This is a genomic window from Variovorax sp. 01T439_2 (genome assembly GCF_056398445.1).
The window spans coordinates 1-14,908 of sequence record NZ_JBFTPJ010000074.1 but is presented as its reverse complement, the minus strand read 5'-3'; the positions used below and the strand labels follow the sequence as shown (position 1 = coordinate 14,908).

General features: G+C 66.6%; 14 protein-coding genes. 13 read left to right on the top strand and 1 reads right to left on the bottom strand.

Translation table 11 applies throughout. The features are described from left to right. Positions 1 to 161 precede the first annotated feature (161 nt). The 5 genes from AC1DOC_RS05820 (at position 162) to AC1DOC_RS05800 (ending at position 5,413) form a co-directional block, all read left to right on the top strand. Positions 162 to 668 (top strand): Csu type fimbrial protein, encoded by a 507-nt coding sequence (locus AC1DOC_RS05820; RefSeq protein ID WP_478129522.1) that lies wholly within the window; start codon positions 162 to 164, stop codon positions 666 to 668. A 25-nt stretch (positions 669 to 693) separates the two neighbouring features. Further along, positions 694 to 1,422 (top strand): fimbrial biogenesis chaperone, encoded by a 729-nt coding sequence (locus tag AC1DOC_RS05815; protein WP_436299828.1) that lies wholly within the window; start codon positions 694 to 696, stop codon positions 1,420 to 1,422. Between the two features lie 85 nt (positions 1,423 to 1,507). After that, positions 1,508 to 3,784, top strand: coding sequence for a fimbria/pilus outer membrane usher protein (locus AC1DOC_RS05810; RefSeq protein WP_478079965.1), 2,277 nt, complete (start codon positions 1,508 to 1,510; stop codon positions 3,782 to 3,784). Next, a complete protein-coding gene (locus AC1DOC_RS05805; protein ID WP_478079964.1) occupies positions 3,781 to 4,803 on the top strand; it encodes a Csu type fimbrial protein in 1,023 nt (340 codons plus the stop codon). The genes AC1DOC_RS05810 and AC1DOC_RS05805 overlap by 4 nt, the downstream gene beginning before the upstream one ends. Positions 4,804 to 4,936: 133 nt before the next feature. After that, complete coding sequence (locus tag AC1DOC_RS05800; RefSeq protein WP_478079963.1) at positions 4,937 to 5,413, top strand: hypothetical protein; 477 nt, start codon at positions 4,937 to 4,939, stop codon at positions 5,411 to 5,413. Between the two features lie 32 nt (positions 5,414 to 5,445). On the opposite strand, the gene AC1DOC_RS05795 is transcribed toward AC1DOC_RS05800, so the two are convergent. Continuing rightward, a complete protein-coding gene (locus tag AC1DOC_RS05795; protein ID WP_478079962.1) occupies positions 5,446 to 6,099 on the bottom strand; it encodes a hydrolase in 654 nt (217 codons plus the stop codon). A gap of 127 nt (positions 6,100 to 6,226) precedes the next feature. On the opposite strand from AC1DOC_RS05795, the gene AC1DOC_RS05790 reads away from it, so the two are divergent. The 8 genes from AC1DOC_RS05790 to AC1DOC_RS05755 all read left to right on the top strand — a co-directional run. Continuing rightward, positions 6,227 to 7,123 (top strand): LysR family transcriptional regulator, encoded by an 897-nt coding sequence (locus AC1DOC_RS05790; RefSeq protein WP_478079961.1) that lies wholly within the window; start codon positions 6,227 to 6,229, stop codon positions 7,121 to 7,123. Positions 7,124 to 7,200: 77 nt separating this feature from the next. After that, positions 7,201 to 8,751: a PAS domain-containing protein gene (locus AC1DOC_RS05785; RefSeq protein WP_478129521.1), complete on the top strand. Its 1,551-nt coding sequence runs from the start codon at positions 7,201 to 7,203 to the stop codon at positions 8,749 to 8,751. Positions 8,752 to 8,915: 164 nt separating this feature from the next. Further along, positions 8,916 to 10,433: an amidohydrolase family protein gene (locus tag AC1DOC_RS05780; RefSeq protein WP_478129520.1), complete on the top strand. Its 1,518-nt coding sequence runs from the start codon at positions 8,916 to 8,918 to the stop codon at positions 10,431 to 10,433. Beyond that, on the top strand, positions 10,430 to 11,257 hold the full coding sequence (locus tag AC1DOC_RS05775; protein ID WP_478129519.1) for an ABC transporter substrate-binding protein: 828 nt from the start codon (positions 10,430 to 10,432) through the stop codon (positions 11,255 to 11,257). Before AC1DOC_RS05780 ends, AC1DOC_RS05775 begins: the two co-directional genes overlap by 4 nt. Positions 11,258 to 11,393: 136 nt before the next feature. Then, a complete protein-coding gene (locus tag AC1DOC_RS05770) occupies positions 11,394 to 12,260 on the top strand; it encodes an ABC transporter permease (RefSeq protein WP_062362034.1) in 867 nt (288 codons plus the stop codon). Continuing rightward, positions 12,257 to 13,069: an ABC transporter permease gene (locus tag AC1DOC_RS05765; RefSeq protein WP_027729406.1), complete on the top strand. Its 813-nt coding sequence runs from the start codon at positions 12,257 to 12,259 to the stop codon at positions 13,067 to 13,069. The genes AC1DOC_RS05770 and AC1DOC_RS05765 overlap by 4 nt, the downstream gene beginning before the upstream one ends. Before the next feature lie 29 nt (positions 13,070 to 13,098). Then, a complete protein-coding gene (locus tag AC1DOC_RS05760) occupies positions 13,099 to 13,959 on the top strand; it encodes an ABC transporter ATP-binding protein (protein ID WP_027729407.1) in 861 nt (286 codons plus the stop codon). A gap of 37 nt (positions 13,960 to 13,996) precedes the next feature. Next, positions 13,997 to 14,908 (top strand): NtaA/DmoA family FMN-dependent monooxygenase (locus AC1DOC_RS05755; RefSeq protein WP_478129518.1); only part of this gene is annotated, 912 nt, incomplete at its 3' end.

Genomic DNA, 14,908 nt, shown 5'->3' with positions numbered 1-14,908 from the left:
GTGTCAACACCGCGCGACGACTTGGAGCGCGTCTGTTGACTTTTTGAAACTAAAGTTCCAATAATCTCACATTGAGAACTATAAGGTTACTTTGCTACAGCAAGCCCCGTGGTCCTCAACCCCGTCTTCACAACTCTTTTTTTAACCAGTCGGCGTTCACCATGAAAAAACTCTCCCTCATCGTTGCAGCCACCCTTGCAGTCACCACCAGCGCTGTCTTGGCAGCCACGAGCCCGGCCACGGCCACGTTCCAGGTCCTGATCACTGTCGCCAAGGCCTGCTCGGTCGTGGCAGGCGCCGGCTCGAAGATCGACTTCGGCACGGTCGATTCGTCGGCCACGGGCCYGAGCGGCACCAGCAACATCAGCGTGACCTGCTCCAAGACCACGCCTTACAACATCGGCCTGCTGCCTTCGAACAACAACACCACCGGCGCCGGCGTGATGAGCCCCGCGAGCGGTTCGGACACGGTGGCCTACCAGCTCCGTTCGGTGAGCGCTACGGGCTCGGTCTGGGGCAGCACGGCAACGTCCACCGCCGTGGGCAACGGCGTGGCCGGCACCGGCACCGGCGCGGCACAGACGATTCCCGTGTACGCCACGGTCGCCAGCGCCAACGTGACGCCTGGCGCCTACTCGGACACGGTGACGGTCCAGGTCAACTACTGATCGATTGATCGATCGATTGCCGCCCATGCGCCGCCTGCTTCGCCACACCGCTGTTCTCGCGCTTGCCCTGGTGCAGGCGGTTGCATCGGCCAGCGGGCTGCAGGTGTCGCCGGTCACGCTGACGCTGCAGGCCACGCAAAACGCGGAAGGCCTTTGGCTCAGCAACACGGGCGACACGGTGGTGCATGCGCAGGTGCGCGTCTATCACTGGGCGCAGGAAAACGGCACCGAAAAGCTGACGCCCTCGCGCGAACTGCTGGTCAGTCCGCCGATGGTGCAGCTGGCCGCCTCCGACAGGCAGCTGATCCGCGTGATTCGCACGGGCGTTCCGGCCGGCACGGTCGAAGGCTCTTACCGGGTGGTGATTGACGAGCTGCCGGTGGAGATGAAGGAAAAGAAGGGCCTGCAGCTGGTGCTGCGCTATTCGGTTCCGATCTTCATTGCAGCGGCGGGCGCGCAATCGTCCGAGCCGCAGCTCGCATGGTCGCTGCGCCGCGAAGAAGGCCAGGCCGTGCTCGAAGTGGCCAACACCGGCGGCATGCATGCGCAGCTTGCCGATGTGGAATTTCTCGACACGGTGGGCCGCCGCACGCCGGTGCATGCCGGCCTGCTGGGCTACGTTTTGCCGGGTGCGCGCATGCGCTGGCCACTGAAGACTTCCGCGGAGGCTTTTGCCCTCGGCGGCATCCTGGAAACGAAGATCAATGGCAACGCGACGCAGGAAAAAATCCCGCCGCTCCCACGCGCCCGCTGAGCGCCTGCTGCCACTGCTGCTTCTTTCCGGCCTGATGTCTTTTGCCGCCCAGGCTGAGAATGCCGCAGCCGGCTCGAGCGCATCTTTGGTCGCGCCCGCGGAGGGCGAGCTGGCCGGCCCCACCGGCAGCGACCTTTATCTGGACCTGAGCCTCAACGGCAACCCGCAGGGGCTGGTGCACTTTGGCCTGCGCGGCCAGGAGCTGTGGGCCAGTGCCGCCACGCTGCGGCAACTGGGCTTTGTGCTGCCGGCGGGGGTGTCGGACCCGGTGCGGCTCAAGAGCCTTCCGGGGCTGCAGATCAAGTACGACGCTGCAACCCAGAGCGTTGAAATCAATGCCTCGGCCGAGGTGCTGCGCCTGCCTACCACGGTGGTGGACACGTCGACCACCATCGTGCCTAAGGCCAGTGCTTCGCCCGGCCTGCTGCTCAACTACGACCTGTACGGCACGCAAGGCCGCGGCAATACGTCGAGCCTGAACGCGCTGACCGAGCTGCGCGCGTTCACCGGAAGCACGGTGCTCAGCAACACGATGATGTCGCGCTCGACCCGCCTCCCGAGYGAAGGCTGGACGCACGATTCGGTGCGGCTGGACACCACGCTGAGCACCTCGTTCCCTGAAGACATGCTGACGCTGCGCGTGGGCGACACGACCACGGCCTCGCTGCCATGGTCGCGCTCCACCCGCATCGGCGGCGTCCAGCTGTCGCGCAACTTTGCGCTGCAGCCCTATCGCACCACCACCCCGCTGCCCGCCTTCCTGGGGGCGGCCGCGCTGCCTTCGCAGGTGGAGCTGTACATCAACGGCATGCGGCAGTACACGGGCCAGGTGCCGGCGGGGCCGTTCCAGCTGAAGACGGTGCCCAGCATCAATGGCGCGGGCAATGCGCAGGTGGTGTTGACCGATGCCTTCGGGCGCGCGACGACGCTCGACTTTTCCTTGTACGACACGCAGCGGCTGCTGGAGGCGGGCCTGTCGGACTGGTCGGTGGACCTGGGCATGGTGCGCAAGGACTACGGCCTGCGCTCGTTCCAATACGGCAGCGATCCGGCGGCCAGCGGCACCTGGCGCTATGGCGTGAACAACAGCTTCACGGTGGAAGCTCACGGCGAAGCAACCAAGGGATTGGTCAAGGCCGGCGTGGGCGGCGCCTGGCTGCTCGGCCAGAGCGGCGTGCTGGCGGGCGCAGTGGCGCACAGCAGCTACCGCTCGGAGCAAGGCTCGCTGGTCAACCTGGGCTACAGCTGGCGCGACAACCACTTCAACTTTGCGGTCGAGGGCACGCGCACCTACGGCGAGTACCGCGACGTGGCGTCGCTGTACGGCAGCGCGCCGCCACGCGGATCGGGTCGCGCTTCCGTCGGCTACACCACCGGGAGCTTTGGCAGCTTTGGCCTGAGCTACCTGTACCTGCGCTATCCGGCGCAGGCGGCGACGCGGCTGGCCAGCGTCTACTGGTTCAGCGCGATTGGCCGTAGCGCCTCGGTGAACGTGAGCCTCAACCAGAACCTGGACAACCGGCGCGAACGCAGCCTGTACGTGGGCTTCACCTGGGCGCTGGACGGCAAGATCACGGCCAGCACCGGCGTGCAGCGCGACGGCGACCGCACCACCTTCTCGGCCGACGCGCAAAGCTCGATTCCGGGCGAAGGCGGCATCGGCTGGCGCGCGGGCCTGCGCCAGGGCGGCGGCCAGAACGGCGGCCAGGCCGAGGTCGACTACCTGGGCCGCTACGGCCGCGCAATGGCCGGCATCAGCGTGCTGGGCGACAGCCGCTATGCCTACGCGGGCGCCACCGGCTCGATCGCGTTCATGGGCGGCCAGCCCTTTGCGGCGCGGCGCATCGACGATGCCTTTGCGGTGGTTTCCACCGACGGCATCGCGGGCGTGCCGGTAAGGCTGGAGAACCGCGACATCGGCACCACGGACAGCCACGGCATGTTGCTGGTGGCGCCGCTGCGCGCCTACCAGAACAACCAGCTGTCGATCGACCCGATGCAGCTGCCGGCCGATGTGCGCATCGAACGCGTGAAGACGGTGGCCACGCCGAGCGACCGCGCCGGCACCTTGGTGCGCTTTGGCATCACGCCGGTGAATGCGGCGGCGCTGCTGCTGGCGGACGAGGCGGGCAAGCCGCTGCCGCTGGGCAGCCGGGTGCGCGTGAACGGCAGCACCGGCGAGCCGGCGCTGGTGGGCTTTGACGGCGCCGTGTACCTGGAATCGCTGCAGGCGCGCAACACGCTCGAGGTGCAGACGCCGGGCGGCGGCCGCTGCCGCGTGAGCTTCGACTATCGCAAGGAAGGCGCAGGCATTCCGCAGATCGGGCCGCTGCGCTGCATCAGGGAGGGGAAGACGCCATGAGCTTTTCTTTGAGCCGCACTTTGCGGGTGCTGCGTTTGCCGCTGTTTTGTGTGCTGCTGTGGTGGGTGGGCGCGGGCAGCGCGCAGGCGCAGGTCAGCTGCTCGGCGACGATGTCGAACGTGGCTTTCGGCACGGTCGAACTGGTCGACGGGAGCGCGCCAACCACCACCGCCACGCTGGCCTACAACTGCACCAACACCGGCAGCACCTCCATTTTTGTCAGGGTCTGCTTCAACATTGGCGACGGCGCCGAAAGCCTGACGAATTTCAATCCGCGCGTCATGAAGAGCGGCACAAACACCTTGAAGTTTCAGCTTTATCAGGGGGTGAGCAGCGTTATCTGGGGTTCGAACGGCAACGCGGTGGTGCCGAATCCCTTCTTCGTCGATTTGAACATTCCTCGCCAGAGGCAGGGCACGCCGGGAAGCTCGCCGGGAAACACCACCATGCGCGGGGATCTGGTTGCCCTCCAGGGCACCACACCTCCAGGCTTCTACCAGGACAACTTCAGCGGTATTCACACCTCGATCACGTTCACGGCGAACGCGTCCGCCGCGCCGACGACGTGCAACGGCTCGTCGTCGGGCAACTTTCCCTTCGTGGTCAGCGCGACTGTCTCGAAGAGCTGCCTGGTCACGGCCGACCCGCTGAACTTCGGCACCATCGACGGCCTGCCGGGCGCAGCCAATTCCGACCAGACCAGCACGATCAACGTCACCTGCACCACGCCCACCGCCTACACCGTGGCGCTGTCGCCCTCCAACAATTCGACGACCGGCGCCGGGATCATGTCGCCGACGGGCGGCGTGCCGGCCAACACGGACACGGTGCCCTACCGGCTCTACCGCGATGCCGCCCGCTCCAGCCCCTGGGGCAGCGTCACGAATTCCAACACCGTCGCAGGCACCGGCACGGGCTCGGCCCAGGCGCTGACCGTGTACGGCCGCGTCCTTGGCAGCAACGTCAACGTGCGGCCGGACAGCTACCTGGACACCGTGACGGTCACCGTGACCTACTGAACGGCCAAGGCCAGCGGGAAAGCCCTTCCAAAAAAAGCACGGGCGGCCTTAATTTTCCGGCTACTCTGCCGATAACCCAAGTTGGGGCATCGATGCGATGCCCTCCACCGAGGTTGCGAGGAGAGGAGGTCCCATGTCCGGAAACATGTTGTCCCGTGCGGGTTCGGCCGGCCCGCCGCTTCCACCGCGTGCGGCCCGCACGGCGGCCGCCGTCGGCATGATGCTGCTGTTGCCGCTGCGGCTCGGCTCCGCGGAGCCGACGCACGGCCCGCACAGCGCCGCGGCGCGGTTCAACGTGACGATGATCGTCCTGCCGACCTTCAAGGTGCTCCAGGTCACGCCGGTCAATGGCGGGCACGAATACCGCGTCTGGACCAACATGAAGTCGGTGCTCATCAAGGGCCGCGAGTACCAGTTCGACAAGATCGGCGAGACGAGCTTCACGGTAGCCGGCACCACCGCCGACGGCCTCGACACCCTCGACCCCACCTGGCGCAGCGCCATCGGCGCCATGGCTGCCATCACGGCCCGCGCCGCGCCGCGAACGGCCGGTGCTGCTGCTGCAGAGGGGGACGGGAGCAATTCGATGCGGGTGACGGTGACTTACTGAGCGTGATGGGGGCGGCGAGCGCCCCCCTCAGATCATCCTGCCTTGCGCGGCACAGGCGTATTGAGCAACTGCTGCTCCCAAAGATACGCGACGCCGCTGCCGGCGAAGTGCTGGATGAGAATCTCGGTCAGTTCCTCGACGTGCTCGGTGCGCGCCCAATCGCGTTGCCATTCGCCACAGAGCGCCATCACGGTCATCACGTTCGCGCCGGCCGCGATCATGCGCTGGATGGCAACTTCGTGAGACTCCTTCGAAATGCCGCCCGACGCGTCGGTGATCACGGTCACATCCCAGCCTTCGCCGGCGGCCTGGATGACAGGCATTGCGACGCAGACCTCGGTCCACAGGCCGGCGATGATCAGCTGCTTGCGGCCAGTCGCCTTGACGACGCTCACCACGTTCTCGTCCTGCCAGGTGTTCACCCAGGTGCGATCGATGACTTCCTGGTCTGGAAATACGTCGGTGACCTGCTTGAAGAGAAGTCCACCGCGCGCCGCGATCACGCTGGTGAGAATGGTCGGAACATTGAAGGCTTTTGCCAGCTTCGCCAGCGCGGTCGTGTTGTTCACCACGGCCTGCGGGTCATGGCTGTTCAGGTTGGAGAGCTGGTAGGGCTGGTGGTCGATGAGAACGAGTACCGAGTCTTCGGGGCGAAGAAGCGAAGCCAGGCCGTTGCGAAAAGTCATTGATGAATCCTTTGTTTCGGTTGTGAGCGGGACATTGCTTGCCCCGAAGCAGGATTCTGTTGTTCCTCTTTTTGATGCGGTAGTACCATTTCGCGGCGAGCTGTGTCGCGCAATGAGGAACACCAAATTGGACATCGAAGAGCTGCGGACCTTCGTGGAAGTTGCCGATGCCGGCGGGGTTTCGTCTGCTGCGCTGCGGCTTGGGGTGTCCAAGTCGATCGTCAGCCGCCGCCTCTTCAGGCTTGAAGAGGAGCTTGGCGTGCAGCTGCTCGCGCGATCCACCCGCGGGGCTGCTCTCACAGAAGCCGGGGCCACGTTCCGGGACCATGCAGCCAGGGTCTGCGCCGAGATCGACGTGGCCAGGGAAACGATCCTGCCCGCTGGCGACCTTCGCGGGCGCTTGCGTGTTGCTGCGCCGTTTTCACTGGGCCCGACCCACTTCGCGCCCATCCTTGCGGAGATGGCACGACGGCACCCCGGGCTTCACATCCAGACCTGCTACAGCGACCGCTTCGTCGATCTCATCGCGGAGGGCTACGACTGTGCGATACGGGTCGGCTATCTCCCGGACTCCAACCTGATTGCAAGACGCATCGGCCCGGTGCATGGAAAGCTCGTTGCGAGTCCGGCCTATGTCAAGGCGCATGGATCGCCCGAGACACCGGAGGAGCTCCTGGCCCACGAGGCCCTCATGCAGGGAACCGAAGCCTGGCACCTCACGGATGGCGACAAGACCATCACGGTTCGCCCGCAAGGGCGCTTCAAGGCCGACAACGGCACGGCGCTGGTCGCCGCTGCCACGGCAGGACTGGGCATCGCCTACCTGCCCGATTGGCTCACCCATGAACACGTGGCCTCTGGGGCACTGGTGCCGGTCATGACGCGTCATCCGCCACCGCCGGCAGGTGCCTATGTCGTCCGGCCGCCCGGCCAGCATCCCGCACGGAAGATTCGGGTCCTCACCGAACTGCTGATCGAGTATTGCGACGGGCCTGCGCATCCTGTGGGAGCCGCCGCGGTTTGATGGGGTGCGTTGGCCGAACAGTGCTTGCCCTCGGCAGGGGGCTATAAAGCACTTTTGGGAACCTGCAGCACATCGCCATGCAAAGCCAACCCGCCTCCCCTGCAAGCGCAACCCTCCTGGAGGACACGGTACCGATCGTCGAGCAGTTGCCGGTCGGCATTTTTCGCAAGGACACCGAGGGGCGCTTCACCTTCGTCAATGCCAGGTTCTGCGAACTCAAGGGCATGCCTGCAGAACGCATCCTGGGCCGCACGCCTGCGGAGATCGACTCCGACGAGGCGGCTTCCTGGCAGGTGATCGAGTCTGCGGTGCGGGGGCCTGACGGCACGGCCATCGGCAGCCAGGGAGTCTTGCTCGACGCGGCCCCGCGCAACCAGGAAGAGGACGACGCCATGCTGGCCAACGAGCGCGAGCTGCTTCGCGCGCTGCTGGACAACTCTCCGGACCACATCTACTTCAAGGACGCGCAGTCCCGCTTCATCAAGACCAGCACGGCGCAGGCGCTGGAGTTTGGAATGGCCACACCCGAAGGGCTGGTGGGAAAGTCGGACTTCGATGTCTTTTCCGAAGAGCATGCGCGTCCGGCGTTCGAGGACGAGCAGGAGATCATCCGCACGGGTGTGCCGATGATCGGCAAGATCGAAAAGGAAACCTGGATCGACGGGCGGCCCGACACCTGGGCCTTGACGACGAAGATGCCCCTGCGAAACCGTGCGGGCCGGATCGTCGGAACCTTCGGCATCACCAAGAACATCTCCGACCTGAAGGAGGCGGAGCGCCAGGTTGCCGAGGTGAACAAGCAGCTGGTCGAGGCCTCGCACCTGGCCGGCATGGCCCGCATCGCCACCAACGTGCTGCACAACGTCGGCAATGTGCTCAACAGCGTGAACGTGTCCGCGGCGCTCATTCTTTCGCGCGTTCGCGCCTCCAAGGCCCCGGGGCTTGCGCGGGCCGTCCAGCTGATGGAAGAGCACGCGGACGACCTGGGCGCGTTCCTCGCTTCGGACCCCAAGGGCAAGGTGCTTCCGGGCTATCTGCGCCAGCTGGCCTCGGCGCTGGTGGCAGAGCAGAACGACGCCATCAAGGAGCTGGCGGCACTGGGCAAGAACGTGGAACACATCAAGGAGATCATTGCCGCGCAGCAGGCCTACGCCGGCGCATCGAGGCTGCTGGAAAAGGTGCAGGTCCGCGAACTGGTGGACGATGCATTGCGCATCAACGCCGAGGCGCTGGCGCAGCGCCGGATGGTGGTGGAAAAAGAGATTGCGCCTCTTCCCGAACTGCTGCTGGACCAGGGGCGGATCTTGCAGATCCTGGTGAACCTGATCAGCAACGCCGAGCAGGCCATGGACGGCGTGACCGACCGCGAGCCCCGGCTCACGGTGCGCGTGGAGCTGGTGGCGGGCCAGCGGCTGCGCATCTGCGTGGCGGACAACGGCGTGGGCATTGCGACGCAGGCCCTGTCCCAGGTGTTCGTGCACGGGTTCACCACGAAAAAGACCGGCCATGGATTCGGCCTGCACAGCGCCGTGATCGCCGCGCATGAAATGGGCGGAACCCTCACGGCCCACAGCGACGGGCCGGGCACCGGCGCGGYGTTCACGCTGGAGCTTCCGGTGGAAACATGAGTACCTCGATGCGCCGCCCGAAACCGAAGTACCGCCCCGCAACATCCGCGCCGAGCTGTGCTCCTTATGCACGCACCGGCTAAGCAATACCGAAAGCCTTCTTTGGCAAGCGCGTGAGCCGCGCGTAGCCTGCGGCGTTCCTTTCCCTTCCAAGGAACCCGCAGATGAACGATCGTTTGAACCGCGTGCATGCCTCGCGCTCCGCCGCCGTGAAGGCCGGCCTCGACCATCCCGTGATCGACACGGATGTCCACGTCAACGACTACGCGCCCGTACTCGAGGATTACGTGGCGCAGTACGGCGGCAGCAAGCTGGTCGACGCGCTGCGCAAGGCGCTGGGCGGACGCTTCGTCACGCGCAATGGCGGCGGCAAGGACTGGTACCAGCAGACGGCCGAGGAGCGCCAGTTCCACCGCACGCTGCGCGCGCCCTGGYGGGCCCGCGTGACGCGCAACACCTACGACCTGGCCACCTACACGCTGCCCGCGCTGCTCTACGAGCGCCTGGGCGAGCAGGGCTCGGACTATTCGATCCTGTTCCCCAACGACGTGCTCTCGCCCGCCGCGGCCGGCAGCGAATACCGCCAGCCGCTGCATCGCGCCATCAACCACTTCCACGCCGACCAGTACCGGCCGTATGCCGACCGCCTGACGCCGGTGGCGGGCATTCCGCTGCACACGCCGCAGGAAGGCATCGAAGAGCTGGAGTTCGCGGTCAAGACGCTCGGCCTGAAGGTGATCAACATCGCAGGCGGGGTGCGCCGGCCGATCCGCGCCATCGCCGAAAAATATCCGGCGAAGGAACACCCGGAGATTGCGAAGCAGACCGGGTACATCGACTTCTACGGCATCGACAGCGAGCACGACTACGACCCCTTCTGGGCCAAGGTGGTGGAACTGGGCGTGCCCGTCACCACGCACTACGGCAGCCAGGGTTGGACCGGCCGGCAGTCGATCAGCAACTACATGAACAACCACATCGGCCACTTTGCCGATGGCTCGCAAGCCTTTGCCAAGGCACTGTTCTTCGGCGGCGTGACGCGGCGCTTTCCCGGCCTGCGCGTGGGCTTGCTCGAAGGCGGTGCCGACTGGGGCTCGCATGTCTACACGCACCTGGTGGACCGCTGGGAAAAGCGCAACAGGAACGCCGTGCGCAACTACGACCCCGCAGAGGCCGACGTCGAACTGCTTGCCTCGCTGTTCGAGCGCTACGGCGGCGACCTGCTCAAGGGCCGTACGATCGACAAGTCGACGCTGCTGCGCGACAGCCTCGGCCTCTCGGCGCTGCCGCACAGCCGAGAGCCGAACGAATCGGAGATCGACGATTTCGCGCTCGCCGGCATCGAGAAGGTGGAGGACATCCGCGACCGCTGGGTGAACAACTTCTACTTCGGCTCCGAGGCCGACGACCGCACGGTGGCCGCGGCGTTCAACACCAAGGTCAATCCGCTGGGCACCAGGATCAACGCGATCTGGTCGTCCGACGTGGGCCACTGGGACGTGCCCGAGTTCACCGAGCCGCTGGCCGAAACCTGGGACCTGGTGCAGCAAGGCGTGATCTCGGCCGCGGACTTCAAGGCCTTTGTCTTCGACAACCCGCACCGCTTCTACACCGAGGCCAATCCGCGCTTCTTCGAAGGCACCGAGGTCGGGCGCAAGCTCGGCCTGAAAGGCGCGAAGTGAACGGCGCGGCACGCTCCCTGTTCACCCGCCTGCGCCGTTGGGCCGCGCCACTGGGCACGCTTGCGCTGGTGGYCGTGGCCGCGCTGCCCGCGCAGGCGGCGCCCGACACCATCCGCATCGGCGTGGCCACCGCGGGCGGCGGCGATCCCGTTACCTGGGGCGGTTCGCCCGGCGGCGTTGCGCGCGTCAACAACTGGCTGGAGGAGGAGTTCAAGGCCACGGGCATCAAGGTCGAATGGCTGTTCTTCAAGGGTGCCGGACCGGCGGTGAACGAGGCGCTGTCGAACAGGCAGATCGATTTCGCCTACCAGGGCGACCTGCCGTCGATCGTCGGGCGCTCCAACGGCCTGAAGACCAAGCTGCTGCTGGCGAGCGGCGCGCGCAACAACCTGTACCTGGTGGCGCCGCCCAAGTCGGACATCCGCTCGATCAAGGACCTGAAGGACCGCACGGTCTCGATCTTCCGCGGTACCAACGGCCACCTCGTGGCCATCAACGTGCTGGCAGCCAACGGCCTGGCCGAGCGCGACATCAAGGGCGTGAACCTCGACACCGGCAGTGCGCAGGCCGCGCTGGTGTCCGACCAGCAGCAGCTCGCGGTGCGCAACTCGCCGCTGGCCGACGACTTCATCATCGGGCGCTACAAGGCCGTGGTGGCCGACGCGCTCAAGCTCAAGCTGATCCGCCGCGAGGTGTCGGTCGACGATTGGTTCGACACGCGCTACCTGAAGAACGCGCTGAAGAAGCAGGGGCTGGAGAACTACTGGACGGCCTACGACGCCAAGGGACAGCCGAAGGCGAGTCCATCGGTCGCTTCGCGATGAGGGCGTTGTCTTATCCCCTCTCCCGCTGGCGGGAGAGGGCTAGGGTGAGGGCATCGGCCTTCGCACGAGCACCGCATCTGCAAGCGCCGCTGGCCCTCACCCCAGCCCTCTCCCAGAGGGAGAGGGGGAAAAACCGATGAGCGCCGAAGTCGAATTGGCAGCCGTCCTGCGGCCTCGCGACGACGCGCCCGCGTCCGCGGCGCGAACGATCGCGCCGTTGCTGGCGCGGATGCCCTGGCGGCGCATCGGCGACAGCACGCTCCCCTGGCTGCTGCCCATCGCCCTGCTCGCGCTGTGGTTCACGGGCGCCGAGCAGGGCTGGATCTCGCCGCAGGTGCTGCCGCCGCCGCAGTTCGTGTGGGAAACATTGCGCGACCTGGCCATGAGCGGTGATCTCTGGCTACACGTGAGCACCAGTTTCACGCGCGTGGGTGTCGGCTTTGCAGTGGGCACCCTGCTCGGCCTCGCGCTGGGCTCGGCCATGGGCCTGTCGCGCAGCTTCGAGACCTATGTGCTGCCCAGCTTCAATGCGCTGGTGCAGATCCCGGTGCTGGCCTGGCTGCCTTTCGTGCTGCTGATCGTGGGCATTGGCGAGCCGCTGAAGTACATCCTCATCGCCAAGGCGGCACTGGTGCCGGTGGCGCTCAACACGCTGCAGGGCTTCCGCCAGACCCCGTCCGCGCTGCGCGAAGTCGGCCAGGTCTATGGCTATACGCGGCGCCAGCAGGTGCTGGAAATCGTGCTGCCGCACGCCGTGCCCACGCTCTTCACCGGCGTGCGGCTGGGCTTCACCAAGGCCTGGCTCTCGCTGGTGGTGGTGGAACTGGTGGCGTCGAGCGAAGGGCTGGGCTACCTCATCGTCTATGGCCGGCAGCTGTTCCAGCTCGACCTGGTGATGGCGGCCGTGATCGTGGTGGGTGCGATCGGCTATGCCATCGACCGCCTGCTCGATCGGCTCGAAACCTCGATGCACCGGCGCCAGCCGGGCGGAGCCGCGCCATGAACACCGTCACGCGGGAAGCCGCCGAACTGGCTGCCGTGCAACCGCTGCAGCCTGAGCAGCGCAGCCGCTGGCGCGGCTTCGTGCTGCCCGTGGCGGCTGTCTTGCTGTGGTGGCTGCTGTCGTCGCTCGACGTCGTGAACTCGGCGCTGCTGGTCTCGCCGGCCAAGGTGCTCGATACCGCGATCGACCAGGTGGCAAGCGGACGCCTCTGGCGTGCGCTCGGCGCGAGCCTGGCGCGCGAAGCGACGGGCTTTGCGATCGGCACCGCGTCGGGCCTCGTGCTCGGCGCGCTGCTGGGGCTGTCGGCGCTCTTCAACCGCATCGCCGGTCCGAGCTTCAACACCTTCAAGCAGATCTCGCTGTTCGCGTGGATTCCGCTGATCTCGGTGTGGTTCGGCCTTGGCGACGTTGCCAAGGTGGTGTTCCTCTCGCTGGCCGCGCTGGTGCCGGTGGTGGTCAACACCTGCGACGGCATCCGCACCGCGCCGGCCGGCCTGCTCGAGGTGGCGCGCGTCTATGGCTACACGCGCTGGCAGACCGTCACGCAGGTGGTGCTGCCGGCCGCCCTGCCCTCGATCTTCACGGGCGTCTACCTGGCGCTCATCTATTCCTGGCTTGCGACCATCGGCGCCGAGTACCTGCTGGTGGCCGGCCGCGGCATCGGCAACACGTTGATCGAGGGCAGCGAGCATTTCCAGATGGACCTGGTCATCTTCGGCATGTTCGTGATCGGCCTCGTCGGCTGGCTCATGAACGCCTCGGCCCGCACGCTGGAGCGCCGGCTGGCGCGCTGGACCGGGCGCGCATGAACCACGCACGCAGAAAGAACTCACCTTCCATGACCTCCCTCCTTGCGAACCCCTCCAACGAACTCGACATCCGCGGCCTCGGCAAGCGCTATGCCAGCACGCAGGCCAGCGGCGGCGAACTGCAGGTGCTCGAAGGCATCGACCTGCACATTCCGGCCGGCCGCTTCGTGAGCATCGTCGGCACCAGCGGCTGCGGCAAGTCCACGCTGCTGCGGCTCATCCTCGGCTTGGACGCGCAGTACGAGGGCCGGATCCTGCTCGACGGTGAACCGATCTCGGGCCCCGGCCGCGAGCGCGGCATCGTGTTCCAGGACCACCGCCTCTTTCCCTGGCTCACGGTGGAGCAGAACATCGCGGTGGGCCTGCGCAACGCACCCTTCAGCGCCAAGGAAAAGCGCGACCTGGTGGCCGAGCATGTCGCGCTGGTCGGGCTCGAGGGCTTCGAAAAATCGTGGCCGCACCAGATCTCCGGCGGCATGGCGCAGCGCGTGGCGATTGCGCGCGGCCTGGTGAACCGGCCGCGCGTGCTGCTGCTCGACGAGCCCTTCGGCGCGCTCGATGCACTCACACGCTCGCGGCTGCAGAACGAGCTTCAGCGCATCTGGCAGAAAGAGCGCATCACCATGCTGCTGGTGACCCACGATGTCGAGGAAGCCGTCTTCCTGGGCGATCGTGTGGTGGTGATGCAGCCCTCGCCCGGCCGCATCCGGCGCACCGTCGAGGTCGATCTGCCGCACCCGCGCAACCGCAGCGACCCGGCATTCATTGCCTTGCGCGACGACGTGCTCAGCGACTTCCTCGATGCCGATACCGATCGCACGCCGGCCGCCGCACCGCCACCCGAAACTGTCGGCACCGGCCTGCCGCAGCGGCTGCAGCTGGCGTGGTGATCGCGCTCCTTCTCTCTTTTTCCAAGGCATTCGACCCATGGCTTCATCCACGCGCCAGTTCAAGCTCGGCGCCTTCCTCATGCAGACCGGCCACCATATCGCGGCCTGGCGCCATCCGGGCGCGCAGGCCGATGCCGGGAGCAACTTCCGCCACTACGTCGAACTGGCGCAGAAGGCGGAAGCGGCCAAGTTCGACGCCATCTTCCTGGCCGATTCGGTCGGCGTTCGCAACAGCGACCTGGCGTCGCTCTCGCGCACGGCGCGCGCCGACCACTTCGAGCCGCTCACGCTGCTTGCCGCCATTGCGGCGCTGACCGAGCGCATCGGGCTCATCGCCACGGTGTCGACGAGCTTCAACGAGCCCTTCAACGTGGCGCGCAAGTTTGCCTCGCTCGACCAGATCAGCGGCGGGCGCTCGGGCTGGAACCTCGTGACCTCCAGCGGCACCGGCGAGGCGCAGAACTTCAACCGCGACGAACATTTCGAGCACGCGCTGCGCTACGAGCGCGCGGCCGAGTTCCACGACGTGGTCACGGGCCTGTGGGACAGCTGGGAGGACGACAGCTTCGTGCGCGACAAGCCAAGCGGCCGCTACTTCGACGAGCACAAGCTGCACGTGCTGGGCCACAAGGGCACGCACTTCTCGGTGCGCGGCCCGCTCAACGTGGCGCGCTCGCCGCAGGGGCGGCCGGTGGTGGTGCAGGCCGGCGCCTCCGAAGCGGGCCGCGACCTGGCCGCGCGGACGGCCGAAGTGATCTTCGTCGCGCACCAGACCTTCGACGAGGCGAAGGCCTTCTACGCCGACATCAAGGGCCGGCTGCCGCGCCATGGCCGCCACCCCGATGACGTGAAGATCATGCCCGGCATCTTCCCCGTGGTCGGCCGCACGCAGGCAGAGGCCGAGGAGAAGTTCGAGCAGCTGCAGCAACTGGTGCACCCGGTGGTCGGC

Bases quoted from the DNA above. Each gene is read 5' to 3' on its own strand.
- AC1DOC_RS05815 (WP_436299828.1), top strand. From the start codon at position 694: ATGCGCCGCCTGCTTCGCCACACCGCTGTTCTCGCGCTTGCCCTGGTG.
- AC1DOC_RS05805 (WP_478079964.1), top strand. From the start codon at position 3,781: ATGAGCTTTTCTTTGAGCCGCACTTTGCGGGTGCTGCGTTTGCCGCTG.
- AC1DOC_RS05800 (WP_478079963.1), top strand. From the start codon at position 4,937: ATGTCCGGAAACATGTTGTCCCGTGCGGGTTCGGCCGGCCCGCCGCTT.
- AC1DOC_RS05795 (WP_478079962.1), bottom strand. From the start codon at position 6,099: ATGACTTTTCGCAACGGCCTGGCTTCGCTTCTTCGCCCCGAAGACTCG.
- AC1DOC_RS05770 (WP_062362034.1), top strand. From the start codon at position 11,394: ATGAGCGCCGAAGTCGAATTGGCAGCCGTCCTGCGGCCTCGCGACGAC.
- AC1DOC_RS05765 (WP_027729406.1), top strand. From the start codon at position 12,257: ATGAACACCGTCACGCGGGAAGCCGCCGAACTGGCTGCCGTGCAACCG.
- AC1DOC_RS05760 (WP_027729407.1), top strand. From the start codon at position 13,099: ATGACCTCCCTCCTTGCGAACCCCTCCAACGAACTCGACATCCGCGGC.